General features: G+C 45.3%; 22 protein-coding genes. 12 read left to right on the top strand and 10 right to left on the bottom strand.

The features are described from left to right. Window positions 1-27: 27 nt before the first annotated feature. On the bottom strand, window positions 28-765 hold the full coding sequence (locus BLV62_RS07385) for an RDD family protein (protein ID WP_089760204.1): 738 nt from the start codon (window positions 763-765) through the stop codon (window positions 28-30). A gap of 93 nt (window positions 766-858) precedes the next feature. Here BLV62_RS07385 and BLV62_RS07380 point away from each other — a divergent pair, with 93 nt between their 5' ends. From BLV62_RS07380 to BLV62_RS07360, 5 genes are read left to right on the top strand one after another with little or no spacing between them, the layout of a single operon-like run. Next, a complete protein-coding gene (locus tag BLV62_RS07380; RefSeq protein WP_089760202.1) occupies window positions 859-1,854 on the top strand; it encodes a stage II sporulation protein M in 996 nt (331 codons plus the stop codon). Further along, entirely contained in the window at window positions 1,851-2,639 is a 789-nt protein-coding gene (locus tag BLV62_RS07375) for a DUF4129 domain-containing protein (protein ID WP_139169999.1), read from the top strand. The genes BLV62_RS07380 and BLV62_RS07375 overlap by 4 nt, the downstream gene beginning before the upstream one ends. Next, window positions 2,636-3,853, top strand: coding sequence for a DUF4350 domain-containing protein (locus tag BLV62_RS07370; RefSeq protein WP_089760198.1), 1,218 nt, complete (start codon window positions 2,636-2,638; stop codon window positions 3,851-3,853). The genes BLV62_RS07375 and BLV62_RS07370 overlap by 4 nt, the downstream gene beginning before the upstream one ends. 3 nt (window positions 3,854-3,856) lie before the next feature. Beyond that, window positions 3,857-4,837: an AAA family ATPase gene (locus BLV62_RS07365; protein WP_089760196.1), complete on the top strand. Its 981-nt coding sequence runs from the start codon at window positions 3,857-3,859 to the stop codon at window positions 4,835-4,837. Window positions 4,838-4,846: 9 nt separating this feature from the next. Further along, on the top strand, window positions 4,847-6,190 hold the full coding sequence (locus tag BLV62_RS07360) for a DUF58 domain-containing protein (protein WP_089760194.1): 1,344 nt from the start codon (window positions 4,847-4,849) through the stop codon (window positions 6,188-6,190). Here the strand turns inward: BLV62_RS07360 and BLV62_RS07355 are convergent. The 5 genes from BLV62_RS07355 to gatC are packed head-to-tail and all read right to left on the bottom strand — an operon-like array spanning window position 6,187 to window position 9,114. Beyond that, window positions 6,187-6,873 carry a hypothetical protein gene (locus tag BLV62_RS07355; RefSeq protein ID WP_139169998.1) on the bottom strand — a complete coding sequence of 229 codons (687 nt, stop codon included), beginning with the start codon at window positions 6,871-6,873 and terminating at the stop codon, window positions 6,187-6,189. The two genes, BLV62_RS07360 and BLV62_RS07355, sit on opposite strands and share 4 nt — an antisense overlap. A 17-nt stretch (window positions 6,874-6,890) precedes the next feature. After that, window positions 6,891-7,481: a riboflavin synthase gene (locus BLV62_RS07350; protein ID WP_089760190.1), complete on the bottom strand. Its 591-nt coding sequence runs from the start codon at window positions 7,479-7,481 to the stop codon at window positions 6,891-6,893. A gap of 20 nt (window positions 7,482-7,501) precedes the next feature. Beyond that, window positions 7,502-8,062 (bottom strand): cob(I)yrinic acid a,c-diamide adenosyltransferase, encoded by a 561-nt coding sequence (locus BLV62_RS07345; protein WP_089760188.1) that lies wholly within the window; start codon window positions 8,060-8,062, stop codon window positions 7,502-7,504. Window positions 8,063-8,119: 57 nt separating this feature from the next. Then, window positions 8,120-8,818, bottom strand: coding sequence for an ABC transporter ATP-binding protein (locus BLV62_RS07340; RefSeq protein ID WP_089760187.1), 699 nt, complete (start codon window positions 8,816-8,818; stop codon window positions 8,120-8,122). A 5-nt stretch (window positions 8,819-8,823) separates the two neighbouring features. Further along, window positions 8,824-9,114, bottom strand: coding sequence for an Asp-tRNA(Asn)/Glu-tRNA(Gln) amidotransferase subunit GatC (gene gatC / locus BLV62_RS07335; protein WP_089760185.1), 291 nt, complete (start codon window positions 9,112-9,114; stop codon window positions 8,824-8,826). 185 nt (window positions 9,115-9,299) lie between these two features. Here gatC and trpS point away from each other — a divergent pair, with 185 nt between their 5' ends. From trpS to BLV62_RS07300, 7 genes are all read left to right on the top strand, one after another. Beyond that, entirely contained in the window at window positions 9,300-10,304 is a 1,005-nt protein-coding gene (gene trpS / locus BLV62_RS07330; protein ID WP_089760183.1) for a tryptophan--tRNA ligase, read from the top strand. A gap of 51 nt (window positions 10,305-10,355) precedes the next feature. Then, window positions 10,356-10,991: a deoxynucleoside kinase gene (locus BLV62_RS07325; RefSeq protein ID WP_089760181.1), complete on the top strand. Its 636-nt coding sequence runs from the start codon at window positions 10,356-10,358 to the stop codon at window positions 10,989-10,991. A gap of 124 nt (window positions 10,992-11,115) precedes the next feature. Beyond that, window positions 11,116-11,892: a hypothetical protein gene (locus tag BLV62_RS07320; protein ID WP_139169996.1), complete on the top strand. Its 777-nt coding sequence runs from the start codon at window positions 11,116-11,118 to the stop codon at window positions 11,890-11,892. After that, window positions 11,874-13,895, top strand: coding sequence for a ComEA family DNA-binding protein (locus BLV62_RS07315; RefSeq protein ID WP_089760178.1), 2,022 nt, complete (start codon window positions 11,874-11,876; stop codon window positions 13,893-13,895). Before BLV62_RS07320 ends, BLV62_RS07315 begins: the two co-directional genes overlap by 19 nt. Before the next feature lie 728 nt (window positions 13,896-14,623). Beyond that, window positions 14,624-14,938 (top strand): DUF3467 domain-containing protein, encoded by a 315-nt coding sequence (locus BLV62_RS07310; protein WP_089760176.1) that lies wholly within the window; start codon window positions 14,624-14,626, stop codon window positions 14,936-14,938. Window positions 14,939-14,949: 11 nt separating this feature from the next. Further along, window positions 14,950-16,023, top strand: a complete 1,074-nt coding sequence (locus BLV62_RS07305) for an Ldh family oxidoreductase (RefSeq protein WP_089760174.1) — start codon at window positions 14,950-14,952, stop codon at window positions 16,021-16,023. Between the two features lie 82 nt (window positions 16,024-16,105). Next, window positions 16,106-17,428, top strand: coding sequence for an aspartate kinase (locus tag BLV62_RS07300; protein ID WP_089760172.1), 1,323 nt, complete (start codon window positions 16,106-16,108; stop codon window positions 17,426-17,428). A 236-nt stretch (window positions 17,429-17,664) separates the two neighbouring features. Here the strand turns inward: BLV62_RS07300 and BLV62_RS07295 are convergent, their stop codons facing one another. Genes BLV62_RS07295 through dinB form a run of 4 tightly spaced genes read right to left on the bottom strand, consistent with a single transcriptional unit; the run spans window position 17,665 to window position 22,791 of the window. After that, window positions 17,665-18,138 (bottom strand): RES family NAD+ phosphorylase, encoded by a 474-nt coding sequence (locus BLV62_RS07295; RefSeq protein ID WP_089760171.1) that lies wholly within the window; start codon window positions 18,136-18,138, stop codon window positions 17,665-17,667. Window positions 18,139-18,164: 26 nt separating this feature from the next. After that, a complete protein-coding gene (gene parS / locus BLV62_RS07290) occupies window positions 18,165-18,617 on the bottom strand; it encodes a type II RES/Xre toxin-antitoxin system antitoxin (protein ID WP_168927821.1) in 453 nt (150 codons plus the stop codon). A gap of 41 nt (window positions 18,618-18,658) precedes the next feature. Continuing rightward, a complete protein-coding gene (locus BLV62_RS07285) occupies window positions 18,659-21,613 on the bottom strand; it encodes a DNA polymerase III subunit alpha (RefSeq protein ID WP_089760167.1) in 2,955 nt (984 codons plus the stop codon). A 5-nt stretch (window positions 21,614-21,618) separates the two neighbouring features. Beyond that, a complete protein-coding gene (dinB, locus tag BLV62_RS07280; protein ID WP_089760165.1) occupies window positions 21,619-22,791 on the bottom strand; it encodes a DNA polymerase IV in 1,173 nt (390 codons plus the stop codon). Between the last annotated feature and the right edge of the window lie 195 nt (window positions 22,792-22,986).

Here is a 22,986-nt window from a genome sequence, read left to right as displayed (position 1 = left end):
TTACCAGACCGGGTTTGGGCCAGTAAATCATTGTGTTGTATAGTAGTTGTAATCGTTGAGAATGGTTTCTAAAAAGGCCACATCCTCCAGCTCCGTTTCAATATGCAGGGCATCTTTCAACCGTACTGCCACCCGGTTGGCCAGGTTGGCATCCCTGGTTTTGAGCGACTGTGCCAGCAGGTCTTTTACTTTATTCACATCCTTGTCCGAAAGGTCAACCACTTCAGGGAACTGCGGCTTATAATTCTCAAACAGGGAAATATCCCTGAAAACGGTATCGCTGATGCTGCCCGTGGGTTTGGTACTGATAACAATGGTATCTGCTATTACATCGCCCAGCCGTTGGCTGTATTTCGACTTTAAAACAGAAATCAGCGGTATGGCCACCGGGAAAACGGAAAAGAACAACAAAGGCGATTCTATCAGCCTGAAAATCCACCTGATAAGGTGCTGGCTGACACTGGGCGGATTGCCTATCATATTTACCACCTTCAGCTGCATGGCTTTTTTACCGGGAGTGGAACCCTGCATGAGGATCTCGGTCAGCGGGAAATAGAATAAAACAGGCAACACGATAAGAAACATGGAAACGGTATAACCGGTTTCCTGTCGAAAATCCATCCCCAGCAGGAAAAAAGCTACAACAAACGCATAGGCTGCCCGGATCAGGAGATCAATAAACCAGGCCACAAAACGCTTCAGCAGGTCGGCAGACTCAAACTCAAGGTCTATATTAAATGAAGTTGGGATTTTTATTTCGGCCATTCTCAAATTTACGTATTTGTTTATATATTGTTAAACAATAGTAGGTTTGCATACTGTAACTGTACGCTCACCCAAAAGGTGCAATAACCCAATATGAGAGAGTCGCTGTTTATCAAAAAAAATTTACCCCGCTGGAAACAATGCCAGGAGGAACCGACCGAAGATCCGGATGAAATGGCGGAAAGATTTGTGTCGTTGCTCGATGACCTGTCATACGCGAAAACTTTTTACAGCTTCAGTAAAGTAACCCGGTACCTGAACGGCCTTGCAGCTAACATCTACCATAGTATTTATCGTAATAAAAAAGAAGATGTAGGCAGGTTCCAGCTGTTCTTTAAATATGAACTTCCCCTGCTATTCAGAAAGCATCACAAGCTCCTGCTTTTCACATTGCTGTTTTTCCTCTTCTGCTGCCTTATAGGCGTGTTTTCATCCGCTCACGATGAAACATTTGTAAGAAGCGTATTGGGAGATGAATATGTGAATATGACAGAACAGAATATTGCCAACGGGGACCCGTTCGGCGTCTATAAAGATCAGAACGAATGGTACATGTTCCTGCGTATTGCCTATAACAACATTGTGGTTGCCTTCCTGTGTTTTGTTTACGGAATTTTTATGGGCATAGGCACTTTGTTCTTCCTGTTTAAAAATGGCGTAATGCTGGGTGTATTCCAGCAACTGTTTTTTGAACATCACCTCGGCGGCCAATCCATATTGGTGATCTGGATACATGGCACCCTGGAGATATCCAGCATCATCATTGCCGGATGCGCCGGGCTGTTGCTGGCAAAAAGCTTCCTGTTTCCCGGCCCCGACAAAAGAACAGATTCACTTGCCAAAGGCGCAAAAGACGGCATAAAAATAATGGTGACACTGGTTCCTATATTTATAGTAGCCGCTTTCCTCGAAGGCTATGTGACCCGCCATACAGGTATGCCAACCTGGTTGAGTATTTTTATCTTAGCAATATCGCTCGCCTTCATCATAGGATATTTCATTGTCTATCCCAACTACCTGCATCGCAAAGGCTTCAGGCTAACCGAGAACAGGAAAGTGATATTACCGTCTAATACTCAATCGCTATGAAACGGTATCTCTTTTTACTATTGATGATCATCCCGCCCTGTTTCCTGTTTGCCCAGGAGGCGGAGCGTACTGATACTGCGGCCGGCTGGGAAGAAAAGAATATAGAAGCCGCGCTTACTGATTCGTCAACAGATGCACAAAATGTCAGCAACTACCTGGACGACCAGGAGGAAGTACTGGTGAACGAGAAAAGAACGGTTTCTGATTCTGTACTGAAAGCGCTGCTGGCTGATCCTGCACTGAAATACCGGAAAAAGGAAGCTATAGCCGAACCCCCAAAGCCTGTAAATGCCGGAAGGTTCCTGGGAGGACTCCTGCAGTTTCTTTATGACGCAAAGACTTTTTTCCTGGTGTTATGTATAGCAGGTTTGTTAATTGTACTCGTCTGGTTCCTGGATAAAAACCGGATGCTGGTATTGCGTTCATCTCAGAAAAAAACAGCAGCCGACCCGGCAAAGAACATCGAACTGTGGGAAGGGGCAGATTATCGTATCCGGATCAGTGAAGCAACCCAGTCAGGTAACCTGAAAGATGCAATAAGATGGTGGTACCTGTATACTTTATATAACCTGAATCATAAGAAAATTATTGTTTTAAGCGAAGAGAAAACCAATAATGAATATGTAAAAAGCCTGAGGCCTACTCCCTATTATAAACAATTTGCAGCATTGACGCTCGATTACGAGTACGTATGGTATGGCGGCTTTTCGATCGATGATCAGCAATTCCGGCATATCCGCCAGTCGTTTAGTGACTTTAACCAAATAATAGAAGGCGAGTCGTGAAAAAGACCTATGTATATATCGCAATAGCTGTTGTTCTTGCCTTAGTAGCGGGACTGGTGTTCCTGGGCCAAAATAAAACAGAAGTAAAACCTCAATCGGCGGATCTGAGCCGGGCTTCTTTTGGCCAGAGAGATAGAAGAGCAGGTGGAACTTATGCAGCATTTAAACTGCTGCCTTCCATGTTCAATCAATCCATCCCCCAGGTTATTACCAAACCATTTCCAAAAGCTGTATCAAAGATCTCTACCAGGCAATCCTATAACCTGTACATGATAATAGCCGACAAGTTATATGTAACAGAGGAAGAAGTGGAGCAGATGTTATCTTTTGCCGAAGCAGGTAATGATCTTTTCATCGCGGTAAATGATCCGAATGCTTTATTCGAAAAAGCGCTGGACTTTACTTATGAACCAGTATACGTCAAAGAAGGAAAAGGAGTGATGCAATACTATAAAGATACTTTGCAGGGGATCGACACCAGTTTTGTTTACGATGGGTTGCTAACCAAAAGTTATTTCTCAAAGATCGATACAAACACTACGACTGTGTTGGGATATAATTCTTCGCATAATCCTGATTTCATCCGGGTCAGCAAGGGCGAAGGGCAGATCTATTTCCTGCTGAACCCTTATACTTTCTGTAACTATTTCTTATTGCAGCAACATAACGTTGCGGCGCTGGAAACGCAGCTGTCGTATATCGATAGCTACAGTACTGTTTACTGGGACGATTATTACCGCAAGCTCCTGGCGCCAAGGGCTTCTTCCAATTTCAGCGAATGGCAGGTGCTGTTGAAATTTCCGGCTTTAAGGTGGGCATTATGGTTGATATTTTTACTGGCATTGGTGTATGTGCTCATAGAAGGTAAACGCCGCCAGCGCATTATGCCTAAGAAAGCCTTGCTGACAAACAATTCCCTTGAATTTGTTGAAGCCCTGGGACAGTTGTATTATCAACAACATAACAACTATAACCTGGCCCAGAAGATGATCGTTCATTTGCTGGAACATATCAGGCAACATTTCTATCTCAATACCAACATACTAAACGGAGAATTTATATCGGCGCTGGCTCATAAAACAACATTGCCGGAAGAGAAGGTAAACGCGTTGTTTGCAATGATCCATACTATACAGGTCAACCAGCACGCCACCGATGAAGAGCTGATGGAGCTGTATCAACATATTCAATCATTTTATCTAAATGCCAAGTAATTAATGGATACCACAACATTTGAAACACGAACCGATTTCACTGCTTTACATGAAAGCGTGAAAGCAATAAAAGACCAATTGCAACAGGTGATCGCAGGGCAGTACGAGATGATCGACCTGCTGATCACCGGCTTGCTGACTCAGGGACATGTTTTGATAGAAGGCGTACCGGGTGTTGCCAAAACACTGACGGCAAAATTATTGAGCAGTTGCCTGGATACCGATTTCAGCCGGATACAATTCACCCCCGACCTGATGCCGGCCGATGTACTTGGTACTTCTGTTTTCAACCCTCAGTCCAGGGAGTTCGAATACAAGAAAGGGCCCATTTTCAGTAACCTGGTGTTGATAGATGAGATCAACCGCGCTCCTGCCAAAACACAAGCTGCCCTGTTTGAAGTAATGGAAGAAAGACAAGTAACAAACGACGGAAAAACATGGTTGCTGGATCGTCCGTTTATGGTGATCGCCACGCAAAATCCTATAGAGCAGGAAGGGACTTATCGCCTGCCGGAAGCCCAGCTCGACAGGTTCCTTTTTAAGATAGAAGTAAAATATCCCGACCTGGACCAGGAGCTTACTATCCTGAAAAACATGCATCAGTTCAGGGAAGAAACGGATCTGACAAAGCAGATGACTAAAGTATTGTCGGTTACCCGGCTGATCGAGTACCAACAGCTGGTAAGACAGGTGCGTATCGAAGAGCCGCTATTGAGGTTCATTGCTTCTATCGTTCATGAAACCCGCATGAATGCTTCCGTTTATCTCGGCGCGTCGCCAAGGGCTTCGCTGGCTGTAATGAATTGCGCAAAAGCTAATGCGGCAATCAAAGGGCGCGATTTTGTAGTTCCGGATGATGTTATAGAAATGGTTCCTCATGTTCTGAGGCATCGTATTATTCTTACCCCCGAAAAGGAAATGGAAGGAGTAAGAACAGATGATGTTATTGCCCAGATTTTGAAAAAAGTGGAAGTGCCACGATAATGACCGGATATGCAGATCTCTAAAAATAATTTCTTCCTTCAGCTGTTTTTTTCTACCAGGCTGTATATGCTCTTTGGCGCAAATGTACTGTTGTTTGTGCTGGCATATTTTTTCCCGGTGCTTTTAACAGTTGCAATATTTTGCGTTTTTGCTTTACTGTTGGTATTGTTGGTTGATCTCGCGTTGTTGATGTTCAAACCTAAGGCCTGTTCGGTGAACCGTAAAGTTAGCCAGCGGCTGAGCAACGGGGATGATAACAAAGTTGTATTAACCCTGAGGAATGAATATGGCTTTGCTGTTTCCTACCTGATCATCGAAGAATTGCCTGTACAGTTGCAGAAAGACCTGGAGTTTAAAGGAAAGATAGCAGGAGGAAAAACAGAGGAGATCGAATATATTATCAGGCCTGTTGAAAGAGGCGTTTATAATTTCGGCAACACTAACATATTTGTACAAAGCGCATTAGGACTGGTTACAAGGAGATTTATCTGCGAGAACAACCAGGATGTTAAAGTTTATCCCAGCTTCCTGCAGCTGCGGCAGTACGAATTGATAGGTCATCAGCAATTCCTGAATGAGTCAGGGTCGCACATCAGAAAAGTGACCGGTCACAGCGTTGAGTTTGATCACATTAAACCCTATACGAAAGGAGACGATGTACGCACCCTTAACTGGAAGGCCACTGCACGTACAGGCAACCTGATGGTGAATAACTACCTGGAAGAAAAGTCGCAGCAGGTGTATTCGGTAATAGACAAAGGCCGAAATATGAAGATGCCGTTTAACGGGTTGTCGTTACTCGACTATGCCATCAATGCTTCGCTGGTATTCAGCAACATCGCTGTTGCGAAAGGTGATAAAGCGGGTATTGTCACGTTTACAGAATCATCTGCCAGCATACTGTCTGCCAGCAATAAGAAAGTGCAGATGAGTAAAATACTGGAAACATTGTACGCCCAGGAAACCCAATGGCAGGAAAGCGATTACGAAAGCCTGAGCGTACAGCTGCGCAGTCATTTGTCTACCCGCTCGTTATTGATGTTGTATACAAACTTTGAATCCATGACCAGTTTGCAGCGGCAGCTGCCTTACCTGCGGCGCCTGGCCCGTTATCACCTGGTGCTGGTTATTTTCTTTGAGAATACGGAGTTGAAGAAACTAACTGCCGATAGAGCTGCTACGATCGAAGAAGTATATAAACAGACGATCGCCCAGAAGTTTGTTTATGATAAAAAGTTAATGGTAAAAGAATTATCCAGGTACGGGATTCTGTCTCTCTTATCCGCTCCTGAGCAACTTACTGTTAATGTAGTCAATAAATATCTTGAATTAAAATCGAGGATGCTGATCTAATTCCTTCTCTTCTTTTTAAACAGGTCGTTAGGGTTCGTGAGCAGCGAATCGTTGTCGGGCGCCTGTTTTACAGGTACCTGTGCCCGGATGTAGTATTTTGAATTCGGTTTATACCAGGCTTCAACGGTTACTGTTTTAACGGTATCCTGCAGGGGGAGTAAAAGGTCCTGTCCCAGTATCTGGCCGTCAGACGCCGCAAACCGGAGTGCCGAGGTGTCTAAAGGATAAACCTTTCCGCTGCTGAATTTGCCTTCTACGTTCAGGTAATAATGTATATTTCGTTTAATACTGTCGGTATACAGGTTAAACCGGATGCCTATAACCTGCGGGAACTGGAGGGTAGTCTGAAACTGGTGATTTTCTTCTGTATTAACGGTTAAGGTTATACGATAATTATCTTTCACCAGTTGCGTCCTGTTGAATTGCAGTACGCCGTTCTGTATACTGCCGTTGCTGCTGCTTACATTCAGCTTATTCCACCTGGTATTGCCCTGCAGGTAACCGGTTGTCTGCAATATGCTGCTATCGCTATAAACAAACCGGATACCGATGGGCGTACTGTTATACAACTCTGTTACAGCGGTAGAATCATAGCTGCCCACTATCCTTACCAGGTATGGCTTTTGGGCCATCGTGGCAAAAGTGATACAAATCGCACATAACAACAGCAATGATCTTAGCATAACAGGAGGTTTGGTTACTAACTTCTTACCGCCAGCTGACGGGCAACATATTTGCCAAGAATATCAAATTCCAGGTTTACAAGGCTGCCGGGTACTACCTGCGGCATATTGGTATGTTCGTAGGTGTATGGTATGATGGCAACTGAGAATTCCTGTTTTGTAACATCAAATATGGTGAGGCTGATGCCGTTCAGGCATATGCTTCCTTTTTCTACTACCAGTGCGGCAAATTCTTCAGGGAACCTGAAGCGGTATACCCAGCTGCCATCCTGTTCGGTTACAGAAAGGCATTCGCCAACGCCGTCGACATGCCCCTGTACCAGGTGCCCGTCTATACGGCCATTGAATACCATTGCTCTTTCTATATTCACGTAATGAGTAGGAATAAGCTGCCCCAGGTTGGTTTTTTGCAATGTTTCCGCAATGGCAACGGTTTGAAAGGTATCGTCCTGTATGTTGGTAACCGTCAGGCATACGCCGTTATGGGCAACGCTCTGGTCAATTTTCAATTCGCTGGCCAGGGGGCTCCGCATGGTGATAACCAGGTTGCCGCCATCTTTTTGTGTGGCTACTACTTCTGCAAGTGTTTCTATAATTCCTGTAAACATGAAGCTAAATTAATGATTTTCTACACGCGGGGTTTCCATGGAAGCTCGTCGACCCCTAATTTATGGCCCGTCCAGCGGGCCAGTACGAACAGGTAATCGCTAAGCCTGTTAATATATTTCAGTATCAATGGTTCGATGAACATCTCCTGTTCCTGCATAGCTACGCAGAGGCGTTCGGTACGCCGGCATACGCAGCGGGCAATATGGCAGGTAGAAACGGCTACATGCCCTCCCGGCAGGATAAAGGATTTCATTACCGGCAGCTCTTCGTTCATGTCGTCAATGCTCTTCTCCAGCAGGGTGATATCGGCTTCATGAAGATCGGGTATCCGCAGTTTGGTTTCCTTTTCGGGATCGGTAGCCAGGGCGGCGCCTATGGTAAAAAGGCGGTCCTGTACTTCTCTCAGCAGGCTTTTGGTGTCGGGGTCGGCCATGTAGTCGTTCACCAATCCTATATAGGAATTGAGTTCATCGACGGTTCCGTAGGCTTCTATCCTGGTATCGCTTTTAGGCACCTTGGTACCGCCAATAAGGGAAGTTTTGCCTTTGTCTCCTGTTTTCGTATATATTTTGAAAGACATAATCTGCTTATTTACCGCAAATTACGAATTATACGAACGGGACGAGCGGGGGAGGGCTCAGGCAGTGGTTTTCTCGTTGATCCTGTCAGACTCTATCACGCCATCGCGGAGGCGGATGATACGGCGGGCATGATCGGCTATATCTTCTTCATGGGTTACCAGTACTACGGTATTGCCGGAAGCATGGATGTTGCCGAAAATTTCCATGATCTCTATGGAGGTTTTAGTGTCGAGGTTTCCTGTGGGCTCATCGGCCAGGATGAGGGAGGGGTTGTTTACGAGGGCGCGGGCGATGGCTACACGCTGGCACTGACCGCCCGACAGTTCGTTGGGTTTATGTTTATAACGTTCGCCGAGTTTTACTTTTTCCAGCATGGCTTTGGCGCGTTCTTCCCTTTCTTTTTTGCCAACCCCGGCATAGATAAGCGGGATAGCCACGTTTTCCAGGGCAGTTAAACGGGGCATAAGGTTGAATTGCTGGAAAACGAAGCCGATCTCTTTTCCTCTTACAAATGCCAGGTCGTTGTCGCCCATTTTGCTTACGTCGTGCCCACTCAGTACGTATTTACCGGCAGTGGGGGTATCCAGGCATCCGAGGATGTTCATCAGGGTCGACTTCCCGGAACCGGAAGGGCCCATGAGCGCTACGTATTCGTTTTTATAGATATCCAGCGATACGCCTTTCAGTACAGGTAATTCGTTAGTTCCGAGAAAGTAGCTCTTTTTGATGTTTTCCAGATGGATGACGGATTGCATGGGTTTTATTTCTTTATGATTTTTGGCACTTTAAAGTATTCGTCAGTGGCCTCGGGAGCGTTTTTGAGGGCTTCGGCGCGGCTGACGGAAGAATGGACTGCATCATCTCTGAAAACATTATAATCAGCAGTCAGGTGTAATAAGGGTGCTACATTACTGGTGTCCAGTTCATTCAATTTTTCTACAAAAGTGATCATTCTCTGCAGATCACCGCGTATTTCTGTCCTTTCCTGTTCGCTGAACTCCAATCGGGCTAGGTCGGCCAATTGTTGTACCAGAGCGTCATTCACTTCCATAATCAAATTAAATCAAAAGATAATGAAATATAGTTGGTAAAAATGATAGTGATTTCAAAAATAGGGATAAACGGCCAGAATGTTATTCACTCCTGTGCGATTTCTTTTTTAGCCAGGCTGTTTGACACTTTTAATACTAAAATCACTGGAAGGCTTTCCGCTTTTTCATTAAATTGCGCCCTGTTATGGCTACTGAAAAAGAAATTGTGGTAAGTGGCATTCGCCCTACCGGTTATTTACATTTAGGCAATTATTTTGGCGCAATCCGTAATTATGTCCGGATGCAGGAAGAGTTTAACTGTTACTTCTTTGTGGCAGACTGGCATTCACTCACAACCCATCCCGATCCTAAAGATCTTCCGGGCAATGTAATGCGCGTGTTGGCAGAGAACATTGCTTCCGGCCTGGACCCGGAAAAAGTTTCCCTGTATGTACAGAGCGATATCCCTGAAATAGCGGAACTGTACCTGTTGATGAATATGCTGGCTTATGTGGGAGAATTGGAGAAAGTGCCAACATTTAAGGATAAAGTAAGGCTGCAGCCTCAGAATGTGAATGCGGGATTATTAACTTATCCTGTATTAATGAGCGTGGATATCCTGATCCAGCGAGCTGTTAAAGTACCTGTAGGTAAAGACCAGGGCCAGCACCTGGAGATGGCGCGTAATTTTGCCCAAAGGTTTAATGCGAGATATGGCGATTTATTCCCCGAGCCGGTTGCTTTCAACTATGGCGATAATTTGATTCGTATCCAAAGCCTGGATGGTAAGGGTAAAATGAGTAAGAGTGAAAATGAATTTGCAACTCTTTACCTGGCAGATGAGGATCAACTGATTCGTGAAAAATTAAAGAAAGCCAAAACCGATAGTGGAACCGGAGTTATTGGTTCACCGATGCCGGAGTCAGTGGCTAACCTGTTAGATCTCATGAAATTAGTATCCACTCCGGATGTTGTTCAGTTTTATGAAAATGCGTGGAATAATCAGACTATTCGTTTTAAGGATATGAAAGAGCAGTTAGGAGAAGATATGGTTAAATTCATTGCGCCGATCCGCGAAAAAGCTAAGGATCTGCAGAACAATACTGACTACCTGAAGAAGGTGATCAAAGCGGGAGCGGAGAAAGCGAGGGCTAACGCGGCACAAACTTTGCAAGAGGCGAGGAGATTAATCGGGATCAAATACTATTAACAAACAGTCGCCAACTGTAGCTATTTTCACCACCTAACTACCATTCATCGCATGGCAAAACAGAACAAGATCAAACATATAGCTATTGCCGGAAACATAGGGGCCGGCAAAACTACACTTACGGAAATGCTATGCAGACATTATAAATGGCATCCACAGTATGAAGATGTTGAGCATAACCCATACCTGAACGACTTCTACGAGGATATGCCCCGTTGGTCTTTCAACCTGCAGATCTACTTCCTGAACGGAAGGTTGAAGCAACTGCTGGAAATCCAGAATGGTAAAGAAACGGTGATCCAGGACCGCACCATCTATGAAGATGCGCATATCTTTGCTCCCAACCTGTATGAAATGGGGTTGATGACAAAAAGGGATTTTGATAATTATTTCAACTTCTTCGAGACGTTGAAAAGCATGGTGAAACCTCCGGACCTGCTGATCTACCTGCAGGCCTCTGTACCTACGCTGGTGGCGCAGATACAGAAAAGAGGAAGGGAGTATGAAGAGAATATCAGGCTCGATTACCTGAAACGGTTAAACGAATACTATAATAACTGGATAGAGAAATACCAGGAAGGTCCGTTACTGATCATTGATATTGATAAGAATAAATTCCCCGAGTCTGACGAAGACCTCGGAGAGATCATATCGAGGATCGATTCGCAACTTTACGGTCTCTTTTAGATCATATTCAGCCGGTACTTTGTACCGGCTTTTTTTTGCTGTTTGATTTCTGTTAACACTTTCCTTGTTTGTTGTTTTTACTTTTGTTGCTGTTAACCCAGGTAGTTTGTTAAACCCAATTCCAATGAAATTTATTTTACCTGTATTGTTATGCTTCGTTGTACAATCAATGAAATCGCAGCCTGTATGGATGCCTGCCGGGAAACACCCGGGAGTTGAAAGTTATAGCAGCAATTTCCAGGATGCCTTTTCTGCGTCGTACCATCCCGGCGCCCTGGGAACGATCAGCCAACCCAGCATCGGGGCTTACGCAGAAAACAGGTTCCTGTTAAAAGCGCTGGCGCTATACAGTTTGCAGGCGGCGATCCCTTTAAGCAGCGGGGCTGCCAATGCAGGGTTATTGCAATTCGGCAACAAATACTGGCGCCAGCAGCAATTGTTGATAGGATACGGGTTAGGCCTTGGGAAAAGAACAGGCATAGGTGTGCAGTTCCTGTACGCTAACACTAAAAGTTTTGGTTACCCTGCCAGCGGGGAGGTGGGGTTCAAACTGGGAGCTATGTACCATACCAAACGGCGTTTGCATATCGGCTGTATGCTGTTTAATACCTCGCAGAAGATGATCACATATGCACTGGGCCTGGGCTTCGAGGCATCGAAAGACTGTTTGCTGGCGGCTGAACTATTCAGTATTTCCAATTACTTCCAGGGAAGGGTGGGAGTTATTTACCGCGTTGCTACCGCCCTTGCATTGCTCGCCGGTACAGGCGCAGGCGTACAGCATAATTATGCAGGAATGAACATTTACTGGCATTCTATGAAAATAGGAATGGTCGCCGGCTTTCATCCACAATTGGGCATTACTCCTTCACTGTCGGTATTATGGCAACCTACTTTGTAATTATAGGCTTGTTGCTGATGGCGGTTACCACTGCGGGGCAGCAAACGGAAGAGCAGTTGCCGGAAATGGGAAATAACCTGGAACAGGCTACAGCAGCCAATATAACGATTGAAGATGACGCCGACCAGCAATTGCTGAACGCACTGCGAAAAAGGGCACTGGGACTGAATAGCGCCGGGGAAGCTTCGTTGCAGGAGTTAGGATTATTAACTGCTTTACAGATCGATAACTTCCTGCAATATCGTGCAGCTTTGGGGAAGCTGGTAAGCATATACGAATTGCAGGCAATACCGGGATTTGACCTTGCAACAATAAAAAGGATATTGCCTTACGTGCGGCTGGAAGACGAGTTTAAAATGAATCATACCATGAAAGACTACCTGCATTCGGGAAACCATACCATCCTGTTACGTTATGGCAGGCAGGTAGAGCAGGGTAAAGGATATGAAACGCACCGTTACCAGGGATCGCCCGATAAAATGTTTGCCCGTTATCGTTATAACTCCACAAAGTACCTGAGCTTTGGGCTTACGATGGAAAAGGACCCGGGAGAATGGTGGTTGTCACGTACCCGAATCCCGACACCCGATCATTATGGTATACACCTTTTCATTAAAAACTATCACTGGCTGAAAGCATTGGCCGTAGGTGATTTTACGGTGAATATGGGACAGGGGTTACTTAACTGGCAATCGCAGGCCTATAATAAAGGAGCAGGTATCATGTTACTGAAAAGGACCGGAGAAGTATTGCGGCCATATACTTCGGCAGGGGAGTATAACTTTTTCAGGGGAGCAGGGCTCACCGCACAGCATGGGAGGTACATGCTTACAGCTTTTGTTTCCTACAGGCGGCTCGATGGAAATATAGACAGTACCGATGAAAACCCTATTACCAGTAGTATTGCTACTGGCGGATATCATCGCACAGAAACAGAAATAGCAAAAAAAGGAAATATCCGGCTTGCTTCGATGGGAGGAAACATTAAATATGCTGGCAACAGGTGGCATGCAGGTTTGAATTTTATTACTCACACGTTTACTCCTTTGCTGCAAAAAACAATTAAGCCTTATAACCAGTATGCATTTGCCGGTAAACGAATGAGCGGTGCGAGCGCCGATTTTGCCGCTTATTGGAAGAATGTGCATGTATTCGGTGAAGTAGCGGCTAGTGAAAATAAGAGAACTGCCATGGTATTGGGAGTTTTAACCACGCTGGCCCCATCAGTGGATTTCAGCCTGGTGTTCAGATCTTATGATAAGGAATATCATAGCCTCTTCACCAATAGTTTTGGAAACTATTACCAGGCCGCCAATGAGTATGGCTGTTATGCTGGTATCGTGGTTCGCATGAGCAGGGCTTTCACTTTATCAGGATATTCGGATTTCTTTCGTTCTCCCTGGTTGAGATACCGTAAATCGGCTCCTACCCGGGGAAATGAATTCAATACTCAACTTATATATACACCCGGCAAACGTTCGGAATTCTTACTCAGGTATGTATACCAGGTAGACCAGCAGAATGTTTTAAAGCCTGGTAATCCCTTGCCTGTCTTGGGCGCCGTGTCTAAAATGAATGTGAGGGTCCAGGGAAAAGTGCAGGCAAGCAAAACACTAAGCCTGCAAACAAGGTTCGAGTACGTTAACCAGCAGCTAGACTCTCAGCAACAGGGAATAATGGTATACGGAGAAATTGCGCAGCAGTTGAACAGTATGCCGCTTACCTTCACCGGCAGGATTACCTGGTTCACTACAACGGGCTATGAGAGCCGCATCTATGCAACAGAGAGCAGCGTGCTATATGAAAATTCCGTGGCTCAATTGTATGGAAAAGGTTGGCAATACTACCTGAATATAAGATGGAAGGTGAGCAGCCGGCTTACCAGTTGGTGGAGGTTCCATCGGGTTGCGTATCCACGGCTTAATAGCGTTGGTACAGGCTATGATGAGATCAAGGGAACACATAAGTCGCTTGTTCAGCTGCAGTTACAGTATAGTTGGTAGCGGTGCTGTCTGCAATGTGGTTAGAGAGAAGAGTAAGTTTCTTAACCCGGTGCAGTATGTGTACGTATTGGTGGTAGTAATAGTTAGGAGGGTATCTGAGTATATAAACCTCGGTCAATAATCGTCACTAACCGAATATGCCTGTTCCGTACAATATTATAGTTGGCAGATGATGATTATAGTTGGCAGATGATGGTGGCAAGCAGATAGTGTGAAACTTTTTTCTGCTATAATTGTTTGGATAACAATTAATTACATGCAACATTCGCAAACCTGTTAAAATAATGTTAACTAATTTTAGTTTCGCATTTGTTTTTTTTCTAACTTGGGGGATGTCAACCAAAATCTAAATTTTTAAATCTAAATCTGACTAATTCTAAACGAACTTTAGAGTGTTTTGTAAACCTATTCTTATGTTATAATCCGAAAGCTGGAGTCAAACTGGCTTGGAAGAATCTCACAGGATTTCGGTGTTAACTATTATAACAAAGGAGCTGCAAATCAGTACGCACTATCGAAATACGAGCTATTACCATAATGAATTTTATTCAACATATTGACGGTTTTTGCTTTTTCAACCATTATCTGGCCGGGCATAGGATTGCATAAAGGTCAGCCAACCGGGAACAAACAGTATTTTATAGCTGTTACCCTGGTTAGATTGCTATTTTAAAAAAGAGGGCTTTTTAAGTCCTCTTTTCTATTTTTGTACGGCTAAATCTTACAACATGGAAAATCAGCACGAAGAACAGCATCAGCTTAACATAGAGTTGAATGAAGAAATTGCAGAAGGTCAATACGCCAACCTGGCTATCATCACGCATTCCAACGCAGAATTCGTAGTGGATTTTGTGAATGTAATGCCTGGTTTGCCCAAGGCCAAGGTTAAATCCCGTATTATCTTAACCCCACAGCATGCCAAGCGTTTTATGAAAGCCATGTTGGATAACATCAAGAAATTTGAGTCGATCCACGGACCAATCCAGGACCAGGAACAAGTAAGCGTACCTTTGAATTTCGGCGGCCCAACTGCCCAGGCTTAATATCTTGTTAGATGGAAACGATATTTTCTTATCATCACTTGAGGGAATTCACCCATGAGGTGTTTATTCGCATGGGTTGTAGCCTGGACCATGCGGCGCTCGCAACAGAAGTGTTATTGTCTGCCGATCTGCGGGGCATCGACTCGCATGGGATTGCCCGTTTATCCGGCTATGTGCGTTTATGGGAAGCAAAAAGGATCAATACCAGGCCAGATATCAAAATAACTCATGAAACGCCCAGCACCGCAGTAGTGGACGGCGACTCCGGCTTGGGCCTTGTTGTAGCTCCTTACGCTATGGAAGTGGCTATGAGAAAGGCGGGGGAAGTCGGAACCGGATGGGTGAGCGTGAAAAACTCCAACCACTTCGGTATTGCCGGTTACCACGCTATGAAAGCCCTGGAAAGAGACATGATAGGCATGGCCATGACAAATGCCAGTCCTTTAGTGGCTCCAACCTTTGCTACCGAACGGATGCTGGGAACCAACCCCATTGCAGTAGCCATCCCCGCTAAAGAACAACCTCCTTTCGTGGCTGATTTTGCCACGACTACAGCCGCCAACGGGAAGCTCGAAATCCTGCAGCGCAAGAACGAAGAAGCGCCGCTCGGTTGGATCCAGGATAAAAACGGCAACCCAAGCACCAATCCCCACGAACTGAAAAATGGCGGGGCTTTGCTGCCATTGGGTGGCGATCGTGAACATGGAAGTCACAAAGGGTATTGTTTGGGTGCAATTGTTGATATATTTTCGGCCGTTCTTTCAGGAGCCAACTATGGACCATGGGCGCCGCCTTTTGTAAGTTTCCTGCCATTAGCGCCTGATCCGGTAGGAGTAGGACTGGGGCATTTCCTCGGGGCAATGAGAGTAGACGCTTTCAGACCTGCCGATGAATTCAAAGCCAATATGGATACCTGGATAAGCCGGTTCCGCGCAGCAGAAGCCATCCCTGGGAAAGAGGTTTTAATTCCCGGCGATCCTGAAAGAGAAACATACCATCACCGCCTCGACAACGGAATTCCTGTAGTTGCAGCTGTAGTAAAAGATCTCCAGGATCTGGCGGGCAAATTTGATTTGAACTTTTAAACCGCAATCATTCATAAAAAACACCAGGAATAAAGCCAGCGCTTGATTTCAGGTTGCTAAAGTAAAAACAAGATATATTCAGATGAAAGTCTTAAAATTTGGTGGAACCTCCGTGGGAAAACCAGAGCGTATGCAGTCGGTGGCCCAACTGATCACTGCCGATAAAGATCAGAAAATTGTGGTATTGTCTGCACTCTCAGGAACAACCAATTCATTGGTAGAAATCAGCCAATCGCTGTCTGAGGGCAAGAAGGAACAGGCTAAACAGCAGATAGACAAGCTGGAACAACATTACCGTTCTTTCTGTTTAGACCTTGTGAAGCAGGAAGCAGGCCGCGAAAAGGCCAAGGCTATTGTAGATGAGCACTTTGAATTCCTGAATATCATTCTAAAGATATCTTTCAACGAAGCGTTAAATAAAGATATTCTCGCACAGGGAGAATTATTATCTACCCGCTTGTTCACTGTTTACCTCGAAGAAGCAGGTATTCCGGCTGTTTTATTACCAGCCCTGGATTTCATGAGCATCGACGAATTCGAGGAGCCTGAAATTCCAAAGATCAAGATCAAGCTGGGTAACCTGATCAACCAATATCCTGATCAGACCATCTTCGTTACCCAGGGATATATCTGCCGAAATGCAAAAGGAGAAGTGGATAACCTGAAAAGAGGAGGAAGCGATTATTCTGCATCCCTGATCGGCGCCGCTATCCAGGCATCTGAAGTACAGATCTGGACCGACATCGACGGTATGCATAACAATGATCCGCGCGTAGTAAAAAAGACTTTCCCGATCGAACAATTGTCTTTCGACGAAGCAGCGGAACTGGCTTACTTCGGCGCCAAGATCTTACACCCGGCTTCTATCTGGCCTGCCCAACATTTCAACATCCCGGTGAAATTGCTGAACACCATGCAGCCGGAAGCCAAAGGCACCATCATCACAGAATTGCCAAACGGGAACGGTGCAAAAGCCATTGCGGCAAAAGACGGTATCATTGCCATTAAGATCAAATCCAGCCGTATGCTGCTGGCCTATGGTTTCCTGCGCAAGATCTTCGAAGTATTTGAAAAATACCGTACGCCTATCGATATGATCACTACTTCCGAAGTAGCTGTTTCGTTAACGATCGATAACCCGCAATACCTGGATCAGATCCTGAAAGAACTGCAACCATTCGGTTCCGTAGAACTGGATCACCACCAGACGATCGTTTCTATCGTAGGAAACGAGGTGGCTGCAACGCCTTCTATCATCACCAAACTGTTCGATTCCCTGGAAGAAATTCCATTGCGAATGATCTCTTACGGTGGTAGCCGCCATAATATCTCTATCCTGATCAATGGTCAGTTTAAAGAAAAAACATTGCAGGCGTTGAACAAAGGCCTATTCGGTCTGGAATAGTTCACGCAAAGGGGCTAAGGAAGCATAAGTGGCGTAAGATTTTTTTTAAGGAAAATAAGAAAGCAAAGGGAGCGGAGATCGTGTTTTCTCTGCTCCCTTTGCTTTCTTATTTTTTCTTTCTTTACTTCTTTCTCTTATTGTTTTCTTAATTCCTTCTTACTTTCTTCCTTAAAAAATACCTTACTCTCTTACTTCCCTTATTTTTCTTAAAAAAATCTTACGCCTCTTATGCTTCCTTAGCCCCTTTGCGTGAAACCCCTGAGGCGTTGGTCGAAGACGAACGGCTGGGATTGGCTGACCTTCACCTGGGCTGCGTCGGGATGGAGGGGATTTACCAGGTAGTTATGTTCTTCCGGTATGATCACAGATGGTATACGTAATACGGCGTATTTGGCAGCTTCCACCCATTCGTTGCCGATTGCCTGCAGGAAAGGGGCGGGAGTCAGCGTTTGCCAACCTTTGGGTAGGTCTTCTTTTGTTAGTACTTTAATGGGGATGTTATCCGGGATGTGAATATTGGCAATACAGAAATCCTGTATAATGTTTTGTAAAGGGATATGAACCAGGACTTCCAAAGCTGCCAGGGCCCTGCTACCGGCAGTGTAAACCACTGCATGGCCTGCACTGTTCCATCTTCCTCCATACAACCTTGCTCCGGTTCCGCTCATATCGTTAATGTAAGCACACTTGCTTATTCTGTATACATCCATGCAGTGCGGTTTTATGCAAAGTAGTTTTATGCAAATATGCCATGTTCTATGCGGCCCAGTTCATCCTGGATCAACTGAAACCCAAATGTAGTATCCAACAGGGAGATAGGCGTCTGGTAGTCGAATACCGGCAGGGGAGTGCGCATCCACTCCTTGAAATCGTCGAGGTGCCCGAATACTTCCGTACCTCGCTGGTAAAGCTGCGATAATAATATGGCTCTTTCAGAGGTATCGGCAGAGAGTTTTGCATCATCTGCATACCGCTGAAACGTTCTTTCTGATATATGTAATACCTGCGCCAGTTCCGACAGTGAGAAGGAGATCTGCTTGGCCAGGTTTACCAAGGCCCTTTTTATAATGCCACTGCGGGAAAGTTGTATGTAATCAAAATACCCGTTTCTTATCACATAAGTTCCTGAAGGGTCCTCCACTATCATCAACGCATTTTCCTGTACCTGGTAACCTTTGAGATGTTTCATATTCTGACATTTGTCACAAAAATACAACAATTTGTCGTATTTCATCGCTTTTTATCCTCGAAAAAGCCGATTTTCTCCATCTTGCTGATTTCCAATGATAATACATCGTAGTCGGATATTACTTTTCCATGAAGTATGTAAAATCCACCTTTCTGGAATGGATATTTGCTCAGGCTGTCGGGAAAATGAACCGTATCGATGAACTCCCCATCTTTATCCAGGAAGGTTCCGAAACACATAGGCTCGCCCTTATTGCTGCGAAGGTATTTTATGGTAACAAAATAGCCCAGGGCAGTGATCTCCTGGCCAATATACCGGTGAAACTCCCGGGCAGGGGTGTATTTTTCCTGGTTGTGCTGCAGCACGGTGAAAGGCGATTGCAAACAAAAACCTAAGAGGTCTATTTCATCAAAAGCGTCTTCATGTGAATGGTAGGCGAGGCGCGGCAATTCATAATCGGCTGCCGGCGCTTCAAACAGGGAAAGGGAATGGGCGGGAGCTGTTTCTTTGTTTTTCACTAACAGGCTGCTTTTCCAAAGCAATTCCTTCTTGGTAAAACCAGTAAAATTGAAGCAGCCAACCCGGATGAGTATTTCCAACTGCTCAGGCCCTACGGCAATACGTTGGGTAAAATCTTCCAGGTGCAGGAAAGAGCCAAACTGCTCCCTGTCTTTCAATATCCTGTCGGCCAGCGACTGTTCCAGGCCTTCTATATGAATAAATCCAACAAAAACATCGCTGCCTTTAATATTCGTATAGTAGTTGCTGTTATTCACACATGGCGGATGCACATTTACCCCCGTTTTCTGCAACTCCCTGAAATAAAGTTCCCGGTTGTAAAATCCGCCGAAATTATTGATCACCGCTACCATGAACTCAGCGGGGAAATAAGTTTTCAGGTAAAGGCTCTGGTAACTTTCTACGGCGAAACTGGCGGAATGAGCTTTCGAAAACGAGTAGCTGGCGAAACTGGCTATTTGTCGCCATATTTCATTAGCCGCTTCTGTCGGGCGGTTTAGCCGCATACAGTTCTGAAGGAACTGCGCTTTGATCTTGTCGAAATTATCCGTTCCCCTGTATTTACCTGCCATGGCCCTTCTCAGTGTATCTGCATCTGCCAGCTCCATATCTGCAAAATGGTGCGCTACTTTGATCACATCTTCCTGGTAAACCATAATTCCGAATGTTTCATGCAACAATTCCTCGATGATGGGATGTATATAGGTCACTTTATCAGGATTCCTGTAGTGCTGTATATATTGTTTCATCATACCCGACTGGGCAACGCCCGGCCGGATGATCGAACTGGCGGCAACGAGAGAAAGATAGTCGCTGCATTGCAGTTTTAACAGCAGCTGGCGCATAGCCGGCGATTCTATATAAAAACAACCGATGGTATTCACAGAAGCCAGGTTATGTTTCACCTGCGGATCTGCCTGGAAAGCTTTTACATTGTGAATATCTATCTCTACGCCCTTATTTTCCCTGATTATATCAATGGCGTCTTTGATGTGGCCCAGGCCGCGCTGACTAAGAATATCGAACTTAAATAAGCCAACCCTTTCTGCCTGCCACATATCCATCTGTGCGGTGATAAAGCCTTTGGGAGGCATGTAAGTAGCGCAGTAGTTATGAATAGGCGCTTCTGTGATCAGGATACCGCCGGCGTGGATGCTCATATGATTGGGATAGGATTTATCCGTGGCCATCATAGCGGTGTATCGGGCGATCTTGCGGTGAATACTGTCGTCTGCTTCTAATTGCAGCTGGAAGCCATTTTCCAGTATCTTATCTATCTCTTTCTTAGGCAATCCATATACTTTTCCCAGCTCCCTGATCACAGCGTTGGTCTGGAAAGTAGTAACAGTGCCCAGCAATGCGGTATGCTCTTTCCCGTATTTTTTGAAGATATAATCAATAACCGTATCCCTGTCGCGCCAGGAAAAATCTATATCGAAATCCGGGGGCGAGCTCCGGTAGGGGTTCAGGAATCTTTCAAAATAAAGGTCCAGTTCAATCGGGTCAACATCGGTGATCAAAAGGCAATAAGCAACAATGGAGTTAGCGCCGCTGCCTCTGCCAACGTAAAAGAATTTTTGTTCCCGGGCAAATTGAATGATGTCCCAGGTGATCAGGAAGTAGGTTTCAAATTCCTGTTGAGCGATAATCTCCAATTCCTTTTCTATTCTTTGAAGCGCCTCTTTGTTATCATTGCCATACCTGTGCAGCATCCCTTCCATGGCCAGTTGCCTGAGTTTTTTCCTATCCTGTTCTGCGCTCCCGGTGAAGAACTTTTTATTTCTTCGCTGATCAAAATTCATTTTTATATCGCAGGCCTCCATGATCCGGAGAGTGTTTTGTACGATATGCGGATGATCGGCGTACCATTCTACCATCTTTGCGGGGTGTACAAATTGTTCTTCTACTCTTGCCGTGGTATCGGGAGAGAGTTGAGAGATCAGGATATTCTGATCGATAGCTCTCAGGAGCTGGTGTAATTCAAAATGTTCTGCGTCCTGGAAGGTAACCGGATGCAGGATCACCAGTTTATCCTGCCATGCTTCAGTATCTGTTCTGAATAGTTTATTCCGTTCCCAGGGTTTAATCCCTGCAAGTTCGTGGGAACGCAGTTCTTCCAAAGGAAAGCGCCCCCAGTTGTAAACCACGAAGGTTTCCGGAAGGGCGGGGGCGCGATCAGGGAAAGGAATATCCTGTTGCAGGGAGTTGGACAGGAAATGGTTGATATGATACCAGCCTTCTTCATTCCTTGCCAGTATGAGGTATTTGAATTCGTGTCCGTTGCGGAACTCAACTCCCAACAGTGGTTTGATATCTTTTTTACGGCAATACTCTACAAACTCCCAGGCATCGGCAGTCAGGTTAATATTGGTGAGCGCGAGGGTACGGATCCCCAGTTCAAAGGCTTTATCTACCAATGTACTTACAGGCATGGTGCCATACCGCAGGCTGAAAAATGTTTTACAGTTCAGGAACATGCCGTTTATTTTTTCTTTTCGGGCGGTAATACGTTGGTGCCTTTCATAAGGTATTGCCAGCCGAAACGGTTTTTGATCTGGTCGATGGCCTGGTAAAGGGCGATCATTTCCTGGCTGTCGTCGAACAGGTTGATCTGGTAGTTCCCCTGCACGAGGTGACTGAAACGTACGCCTATCAGGCGAACCAGGAGCCTGCGGTCGTACAGTTTATTAAAGAGGTCTTTTACTTTTTCCAGCAGTATATGGTCGGAGCAGGTATAAGGAATGGTCATTTGTTTGGTCACTGTCTGGAAATCTGAGTACCGGATCTTTAAGATAACGCAGCCGGTGAGTTTATTTTGTTGCCGCAGTTCGAAAGCTATCTTTTCCGTCATTCTGACCAGTTCGGCATGCAGGAGCGCCATATCAATGGTATCGGCTGGAAAAGTATTTTCTGTAGAGATGGATTTCTGTTCATAATAAGGCACCACTGGCGATTCGTCGATCCCGTTGGCTTTCTTCCAGAGCGCTATCCCGTTTTTTCCCATCCATGCTTCCAGCAGGGAGATAGGTACTTCGCTAAGTGTTTTCACGGTTTCTACGCCCCGACGCCGGAGTTGGGCGCCGGTTTCACGACCTACCATAGGGATTTTTTCGACAGGCAGTGGTGCCAGGAAAGATTTTTCTTCTCCAAAATGTATTTCCAGTTGCCCGTTTGGTTTGGCTTCATCTGTGGCGACTTTGGACACCAGTTTGTTAGATGCCAGCCCAAATGAGATCGGCAACCCGGATTCCTTCATGATCTTTTTTCTCAGTTCTGTGGTCCATTTCAGAGAACCAAAGAATTTATCCATCCCGGAGATATCCAGGTAAAATTCATCGATGGATGATTTCTCGTATAAAGGCGCCTGGTCGGCGATAACTGCCGTTACTTCCCTGGACTTTTCACTGTAGCGTTCCATGTCGCCGCTTCTGACGATAGCGTGCGGGCACAGTCGCAGTGCGGTTTTCATAGGCATGGCCGAATGGATGCCATATTTCCTGGCTTCATAACTGCAGGCCGAAACCACAGCCCTGTCGCTGCTTCCGCCTATCAGTAAAGGTTTGCCTCGCAGACTGTCATCGTTCAGGCATTCTACCGACACAAAAAAACAATCCAGGTCAAAATGTGCAATTGTTCGTTGTTGCAGCGCGATCATTATTACTGAATTGAAAATGAACAATACGGGCCAGGAATAGTTAACACCTGTAAAAAGCGATACGGATGGCGGGCCGGGCAGAAGGGGAGGATAGTTATTCGCGACAGGCCTGCCAGCCGGAATCACTTTTTGGTTTTCAGGACTGCTAAATTACTAAATTTATTAGTAATACTAAAAAATTTAGTATAAAAATAT

The sequence above is a fragment of the Chitinophaga terrae (ex Kim and Jung 2007) genome, assembly GCF_900107795.1.
Taxonomy (GTDB): Bacteria; Bacteroidota; Bacteroidia; order Chitinophagales; family Chitinophagaceae; genus Chitinophaga; species Chitinophaga terrae.
This window is presented reverse-complemented; position numbering and strand designations above follow the sequence as displayed.